5 protein-coding genes and 1 pseudogene are annotated in these 7,385 nt (G+C 72.5%); 1 reads left to right on the forward strand and 5 read right to left on the reverse strand.

Annotated elements, in window-relative coordinates; translation table 11 throughout:
* Window positions 1–126: 126 nt before the first annotated feature.
* The 5 genes and pseudogenes from FrCorBMG51_RS34965 to FrCorBMG51_RS34970 form a co-directional block, all read right to left on the reverse strand.
* A pseudogene (locus FrCorBMG51_RS34965) lies at window positions 127–1,410 on the reverse strand (cobaltochelatase subunit CobN); the annotation flags it as partial.
* A 355-nt stretch (window positions 1,411–1,765) separates the two neighbouring features.
* Window positions 1,766–2,476 (reverse strand): hypothetical protein, encoded by a 711-nt coding sequence (locus FrCorBMG51_RS18115; protein WP_157180565.1) that lies wholly within the window; start codon window positions 2,474–2,476, stop codon window positions 1,766–1,768.
* Between the two features lie 338 nt (window positions 2,477–2,814).
* Entirely contained in the window at window positions 2,815–4,491 is a 1,677-nt protein-coding gene (locus tag FrCorBMG51_RS18120; protein WP_047224244.1) for a cobyric acid synthase, read from the reverse strand.
* Window positions 4,452–5,246: a CobD/CbiB family cobalamin biosynthesis protein gene (locus FrCorBMG51_RS18125; RefSeq protein ID WP_235433701.1), complete on the reverse strand. Its 795-nt coding sequence runs from the start codon at window positions 5,244–5,246 to the stop codon at window positions 4,452–4,454. The genes FrCorBMG51_RS18120 and FrCorBMG51_RS18125 overlap by 40 nt, the downstream gene beginning before the upstream one ends.
* Window positions 5,237–5,557: a cobalamin biosynthesis protein gene (locus FrCorBMG51_RS34970; protein WP_476742199.1), complete on the reverse strand. Its 321-nt coding sequence runs from the start codon at window positions 5,555–5,557 to the stop codon at window positions 5,237–5,239. The genes FrCorBMG51_RS18125 and FrCorBMG51_RS34970 overlap by 10 nt, the downstream gene beginning before the upstream one ends.
* A 545-nt stretch (window positions 5,558–6,102) precedes the next feature.
* Between FrCorBMG51_RS34970 and FrCorBMG51_RS18130 the strand changes: the two genes are divergently transcribed.
* Entirely contained in the window at window positions 6,103–6,702 is a 600-nt protein-coding gene (locus tag FrCorBMG51_RS18130) for a TetR/AcrR family transcriptional regulator (RefSeq protein WP_047224245.1), read from the forward strand.
* Window positions 6,703–7,385 lie beyond the last annotated feature (683 nt).

Raw genomic sequence — 7,385 nt, forward strand, 5'->3', positions numbered from 1 at the left:
GGGCCGCGGCAGGCCGCCGCCAGCGCTGCCGGGAATGTCACCGGGAGTGACCGTTGGAGGGTCGACGTAGAGGCTGCCGGGCGGCTCACCCCAGTGTCGGAGCATCCCCTCGCGCAGGGACGCCGGCAACGCGTCGAACCAGCGCCGGTACACGCTCGCCGGCACCCGTGCCGGGGCGGCCGCGAGCTGCTGTTCGGTCAGCCACTCGACGTCGTGCCCGCCGGCGGCGATGAGCGTGTGGATGAGCGTGTCCCCGTCGGTGGGGACCGGCCGTCCGCCCGGCCCGTTCTCGCCCAGGTCGTAGCCGGCCGCCCGCAGCGCGGCCAGCAGCCGGACGGCGGAGGCCGGGGTGTCCAGGCCCACGGCGTTGCCGACCCGGGCGTGCTTGGTCGGGTACGACGACAGCACCAGCGCGATCTTCTTCTCGGCGTTCGGGACGTGCCGCAGCCGGGCCAGCCGGGCGGCGGTCCCGGCCAGCCGGGCGGCGCGCTCGGGGTCGGCCACATAGCCGGGCACCCCGTCCGGCCCGGACTCCTTGAACGAGAACGGCACGGTGATGATCCGGCCGTCGAACTCGGGGATCGCGACCTGCATGGCCGCGTCCATCGGCGACAGCCCCGCGTCGCTGCCCGCCCACTGCGCCCGCGACGACGTCAGGCACAGGCCCTGGAGCACGGGTATGTCGAGTGCGGCGAGCGCGCCGATGTCCCACGCCTCCTCGTCCCCGCCGGCGGACGCGTCGGCCGGGCGGGTGCCGCCGGCCGCGAGCATCGTCACGATCAGCGCGTCCACCCCGGCCAGCAGTGGTAGGACGTCGTCGGATGCCGAGCCCAGCCCGCGCAGGGAGGCGGCGAACACCGGCCGGGCATTGACCCCGCGCGCCTCCAGCGCGTCGCACAGCACGTCCACGAAGGCGGTGTTCCCGGACGTCGCGTGCGCCCGGTAGAACACGACACCGACGGTGGGGCGGTCCGTCTTCGCCGTGCGCGCGCCGTGCACCCCGGCGGCGGGCATCGGCGTGGGCGGGGCGAACCCGAAGCCGGTCAGCAGCAGCGTGTCGGCGAGGAAGCGGTACAGCTCGGCGAGGTTCGCCGCGCCGCCCTCCACCAGGTAGGCGAGCGCCTCGGTGGTGACACCGGCCGGCACGGTGGAGCGGCGCATCAGGTCGGCGTCGGGTACCGCCTCCCCGCCGAGGACGACCGTGGGCAGCCCGGCGGCGAGTGCCGCGGCCAGCCCGTCGGGCCACGCCCGCTGCCCCCCGAGCAGCCGGACGACCACCGCGTCCGCGCCCTGGAGCAGGCCGGGGACGCCCTCGGCAGCGAGCCGGGCCGGGTTCGCCACCCGCCACGGCATCCCGCTGGCCCGGGCCGCCAACAGTTCGGTGTCGGCGGTGGACAGCAGAACGATCATCGGCTCGCTGCCAGGACGTGTCACGTCGATACTCCCGAGGAGAAGAAAGGATCAGCAGGCGAAGGGGTGCGGCACGCGAACGCGGATGGTCGACACGCCCTGGCCCCGGACCGCATGCTGACCCTCGCAATCCGGTCGACCAACGGCATACCAACGGCATACTGTAATCGGCTGGGACGGCTCGGGGGCTGTTCCGCCGGACCTGGGCCTCGGCGGTCGCCGGCCACCCTGACTGGCCGGCGACCGGTGGCCGGGACCCGGAAAACAACGGAAAAACAGGCCGGACACCAGGACGGGAAACGCGCAGCGCGGGCAGGGGATCCAGGTCGCGCCGCGCGTTCAGTATTTTCCGCGATCAGCAGCTTGTGAGCAGGCAGGCGTTCTTGTCCCACCAGGAGGCCGCGGAGACGGCTGACTGATCTTCACGGACCACCACGACACGTTCCGTGTTGAACGCCCAGTTGATCTGGAACTTGCCGTTACTGAGAAAAATACACACCTTGCGGCCCAGCGTCCCGCTGGAGGACGTGTGCCAGGTGGTGTTCGACTCCTGGCCGTCCTTGCAGTTGCCGAGGCCGTTGACGGAGCCGGCGGCGCGGTCCAGATACGCGTTCATGTCCGCGACGGTTCGGTACCGCAGGAGCTGGACCTTGGTGGAGTCCGCGGCGGTCTCACACGTGATCGCGCTCAGGGCGTTCCAGGGAGCCACCGACTCCAGATCGGGACGGCTGTGGCAGGAGCGGCGATCGATCAGGCTGCTGCGCAGCAGGGTGCAGATGGCCGCCTGATCGGTGTCGAGGGACGGTGACGCCGTACCCACCGTGCACGGCGGACGGGCCGTCGCCGTCGTGCGGACCGGGCTCGGGCTCGGGCTCGGGGTGCGGGTCCTGGTCGGCGTGGGCGTGCTGGTGTACGGCGCGGTCGAGGTCGGGGGCTGCGGCGGGGGCTTCACCGTCGCGCTGCCGGTGAGGGCCACGGCCACCAGCGGCCCTATCACCGCCGTCAGCAGGCCCACGAGTGAGGGAACGACGATATTGGGATTGCGCCACCACGGGTCGTTCGACAAGCTCAGTACCCCCTTGAGAGCCTGTTCCGAGCCTTTCGTCCACCCGGATGGCCATTACCCGGACAGGCCTGACCGCCCCCGCGGATCCTGCTTGTTCCCGGCCAGACCGGTATACAACGTTTGACGCTGTGACGGGAAACAGATGGCGGGGACCCTACCGACGGATCACCGACAGATCAGGAGGCGGCCGATCGCCGGCCGGCGGCCCGGCCTGGAAGAAGCGCGGTCTCCTCAGGTCATGTCGACCCGACCGCAACGGTCATCGGCCGCCATTTCTCCGGACGGGCGGTGAGCGGGCACCCGCGGCACCATCCGGTGACCGGAGGCGATGGCCGCTGTCACCCCGGTGCCCCCGGCGGGACGAAGGGCAGGCCGGCCGGGGGACCGCCCTCGAGCAGCCGGCGGACGGCCCCGGTGTCGAGATGGTCCGCGACCAGGTCGCCGAGGACGTCCAGACGGCGGCGGCGGACGTCGGCGAAACAGGTGCGGGCCGGGATGAACGAGCGTCCGGCGCGGGCCGCCACGTCGACGAGGAACTCCCGGCGGAACTCGTCGTTCTCCAGCAGCCCGTGCCAGCTCGTGCCGGCGACCGCGCCGGCGCGCACCCCGTCCGCGGCGAACGGTTCGACGGCCGGCCCCCCGGCGTTCCCCCTCACCGGCCCACCCGCGGGCCTCGCGAGCGGCCCGGCGTCGTGGACGGTGAGCCGGCCGTGACGGATCTCGTAGCCGGTCACGGTCAGACCGTCGGGGGTGGTTCCGGTACGGCGGCCGAGCAGCTTGTCGGGGGCGAAGGCGGTGGTCACCGGCAGCAGGCCGAGGCCGTCGACCGTACCGGCGCCGGATTCGACCGGGTCGTCGATGCGCCGGCCGAGCATCTGGTAGCCGCCGCAGATCCCCAGCAGCGGCCGGCCCCGCGCGGCCCGGGCGCGCAGGGCGGCGTCCAGGCCGCGCCGGCGCAGCCAGCCGAGGTCGTCGACGGTCGCCCTGGTCCCGGGAACGACCACCAGATCGGCGTCGGTGAGATCGTCGGGGCGGGTCGCGAAGCCCACCAGCACCCCGGGCTCGGCCCGCAGCGCGTCGATGTCGGTGACGTTGGACAGCCGCGGCAGCCGGATCACAGCCACCCGCAGGACGTCCCCCGTGTGGCTGTTGGCACCAGTACCGCCACCATGGGTATCGGCGCCACGGGTATCGGCGGCGTTGTGTGTGTCGGCGTCGTCGGCGTCGCCGGCGTCCGGGTAGGCCGGATAGGAGGCGAGGTCCAGGGAGTCCTCGACGTCCAGCCACAGCCCGGAGCGCCACGGCAGCACCCCGTGTACTGGACGGCCGGTGAGCTGCTCGAGCTGGCGCAGCCCGGGCTCGAGCAGCCGGGGGTCGCCGCGGAACTTGTTGACGATCCAGCCGGCGACCAGCGCCTGATCGTCGGCGTCGAGCAGCGCGAGGGTGCCGAACAGTGCGGCGAACACCCCGCCGCGGTCGATGTCGCCGACGACGAGCACCGGCAGGTTCGCGGCCCGGGCCAGGCCCATGTTCGCGATGTCGGTGTCCCGCAGGTTGATCTCCGCGGGCGAGCCGGCGCCCTCGCAGATCACCGCGTCGAATCGGCCGCGCAGGTCGGCCAGGCAGTCCGTGACGATGCCGGCCAGCCGCGCCTTGTACGGGCGGTAGCCCAGCGCGTCGACCTCGGCGACGGGCCGGCCGAGAACGACGAGCTGGCTGTGCCGGTCGCTTCCGGGTTTGAGCAGCACCGGGTTCATCGCCGCCTCCGGTTCGACCCCGGCTGCGGCGGCCTGCATCGCCTGGGCGCGGCCGATCTCCGCGCCGTCCGCGGTCACCACCGAGTTCAGCGCCATGTTCTGCGCCTTGAACGGCGCGACCCGCACGCCTTCGCGGGCGAGCCAGCGGCACAGCCCGGCGGTGACCACGCTCTTGCCCGCGTCCGACGTCGTCCCGGCGACCAGCAGCGCTCCCCCGCTCACCGCCGGCCTCGCCGGCGGGGCCGGGCGGTGGCCCATGTGGAGGCCCGCGCGGAAGTGTGTCTGGAGCCCCGTGCCGAGCCCAGCGCCGACCGGGCCGCCGCCGTGGCCACGGCGACGCCGGCGGACAGCACCAGCGCGCAGCCGCTGACCGAGGCGGAGAGGAGCGCGGCCCGTTCCAGGTCGGCAGGTACGGCCGGCCGGCCATAGCCCATCACCGGCCGGTGCTCCACCCCGTGGTGGTAGCGCAGCGTCCCGCCGAGGCGCAGCCCGAGCGCGCCGGCGAACGCCGCCTCCACCTGGCCGGCGTTCGGGCTGGGATGGCTGCAGCCGTCCCGGCGCATCACCCAGAAGGCGTCGACGGCCGAGCCGCCGACGATCGGCGCGCACGCGCAGGCCAGCAGTCCGGCGACGCGGGACGGCAGCAGGTTCGCGAGATCGTCCAGGCGGGCCGAGGCCCAGCCGAAGCGGGCGTGCCGGGTGCTGCGGTAGCCGACCAGCGCGTCCAGGGTGTTGACCGCCCGGTAGCCGAGCAGCCCCGGGACACCGCCGAGCGCCCCCCACAGCAGCGGCCCGACGACCGCGTCCGAGGTGTTCTCGGCCAGCGACTCCACCCCCGCCCGGGACAGCCCGGCGCGGTCGAGGACGGCCGGGTCCCGGCCGCACAGCGACGGCAGGCGGCCACGGGCGGCGATCAGGTCGTCGCGCAGGAGCTCGCCGCCGAGGTGACGGCCGTGGCGGCGCAGGGATGCCCCGCCCAGCACCGTCCACGTCGCCGCCGTGGTCAGCGCCACCGGGGCGGCCCGCGGGCAGCCNGGCCGGCCCTGGTCACCCCGGAGCGCGCCAGGGCGCCGACGGCGACGGTGCCGCCGGCGAGCGCGCAGGTGTAGGCCAGCCCGGCGGCCCGGCTGTCGCGGTAGAGCAGCCGTTCGGTGTGGTTGGCGACGGTCCCGAAGGCCGCCACCGGGTGCCCCCGCGCCGGGTCGGCGAGGGCGGCGTCGAGCGCGGCGCCGGCGAGCAGCCCGACGGCACGGAACCATCCGGACACGGGAGTTCTCCCTGACACGAGGAGGAGGCCACGCCAGCCGGTACCGACTGGCGGCATGATGGACTATGTGACGTGATCAGCAGCTCGGCGTGATCGGATACGCGGCGTGAGCGACGGCTTAGTGTGAGCGACGGCTCAGCGTGACCGGGTGCTCAGCGTGCGGGGCTGTGATGCCATGGCCGGCCCCCGCAGGGCGCCGGCCGCCGAGCCCGGGCCGCCGGGGCGACCGGCCGATGTCAGGGGAGACTCCCACCGGCTTCCTCCGCGTCCATCATGCGTCCATCGACTGGGCCCGGTGCATCGGCTGGGCATGACGAGCAGAACAGATCCCCCAACTCCCGGTCAAGTCGCCACCCTCGGCTCCCACCCTCGGCGGCCATCCCGTCAGGCGTGCGCTGAACCGGCCGCACGGTGCGGGTCAGGTGTCAGGTGTCAGGTGGTAGCGCGGCAGCGGCCACACGAGCTGTCGCAGGACGTTCAGCCCGGCCGCCACGAGGAGGTAGACCCACCGCGGCGCTCACCGGGACCGCCGAAGCAGACGCACCGTTTTCATACAGCCGTGTCATAAAAATAATTTAGCACGGCCGTGCCATTATGGGTCCGTGCCGAAGGTTGTCGATCACGAGGCCCGCCGTGAGGAGCTCGCCGGCGCGGTGTGGCGGGTGGCGCTGCGCGACGGCTTCCCCGCCGTGTCGGTCCGGACGGTGGCGCGGGAGGCGGGCTGGTCGCCCGGGGCGCTACGGCACTACTTCGCCACCAGCGGCGACATGATCGTATTCGCGGTCGAGTGGGCGGTCGGTCAGGTCCGGCGGCGGTTCGACGCGCTCGACGCAGCCCGCGGCGGCGCTGTCACGCCGGCCGCGCCCATGGGGATTCTCGAGCAGTTGCTGCCCCTCGACGCGAACCGGCGGGTCGAGTCCGAGGCATGGCTCGCGATGGTCGGTAACGCGCACCTCGGAGCGGACCTGCGCGAACAGCGGCGCGAGATCGACAGGCTGATCCGCCATGTCGTGCGGACTGTCGTCCGCCAGCTCGGCGACCTCGGCCGCCTCGCCACCCGCCGGGATCCCGAGGTGGAGACGGCCCGGCTGCACGCGCTCCTGGACGGCCTGGCCGTGCAGGGCATCGCCGACCCGCCCGGCATCACACCAGCCGGCATCCGCGCCGTCCTGCGCCAGCACCTCGACGATCTGGCCCACTGATCCGACCAAACGGATCGTCCGGCCGCCCGAGGAACAACCGCTGGGCGCGTTGGGTCGCTGGTTTGACAGTGGTTGTCCTCCGGGTAAGGGTCCCTGCGCTTGCCCGAGCTCACCCCTCCCCTTGGTTCTGCCTTGATCTTCAAGATCACTTTATGATCATCCAGCTTCACTAGTTACACTTAGTAACCAGCAAGGGCGTCGGACGCTCATCGGAATGACCGTCGCCGTGAAGCGCCGGGACGCCGGCGGGTCGGTCGGGCGGCGTGGACGCCATTCACGGCCGTCCATTGGTTGCTGTTTTGTAAATTTTACAAATACCGCTGTCCGGGCTCGCGGGATCTCGCTGTTCGACGGTGACGGCTACGCTCGGCCGCTCGTTCCGCACTGGCGAGGATCACCCGCGATCTGACTGTCCAGACTCAAGAATCTCTTTAGAAGCCGACGTCAGAGTGTGTGTCGTCCGGACGGCCGATGATCATTAAAACTGGGGCGGCACTCTGCGGACCTGGCCGGACGGATCTTCCCATAATTATTACAGCTCTGTAAGCATCGGAGTTCTGTGAGTATTGAAACCGAGCCCGGCCACGACGGGGCCGCAGCTGTCCAGCCATATCACGCCCGGTTACGGGGGCGGACCTTCAGCGGCGAGCGGAACCGGACGACGACGCCCGCCGATCGGCTCC

This window comes from Protofrankia coriariae, from assembly GCF_001017755.1.
Classification (GTDB): domain Bacteria; phylum Actinomycetota; class Actinomycetes; order Frankiales; family Frankiaceae; genus Protofrankia; species Protofrankia coriariae.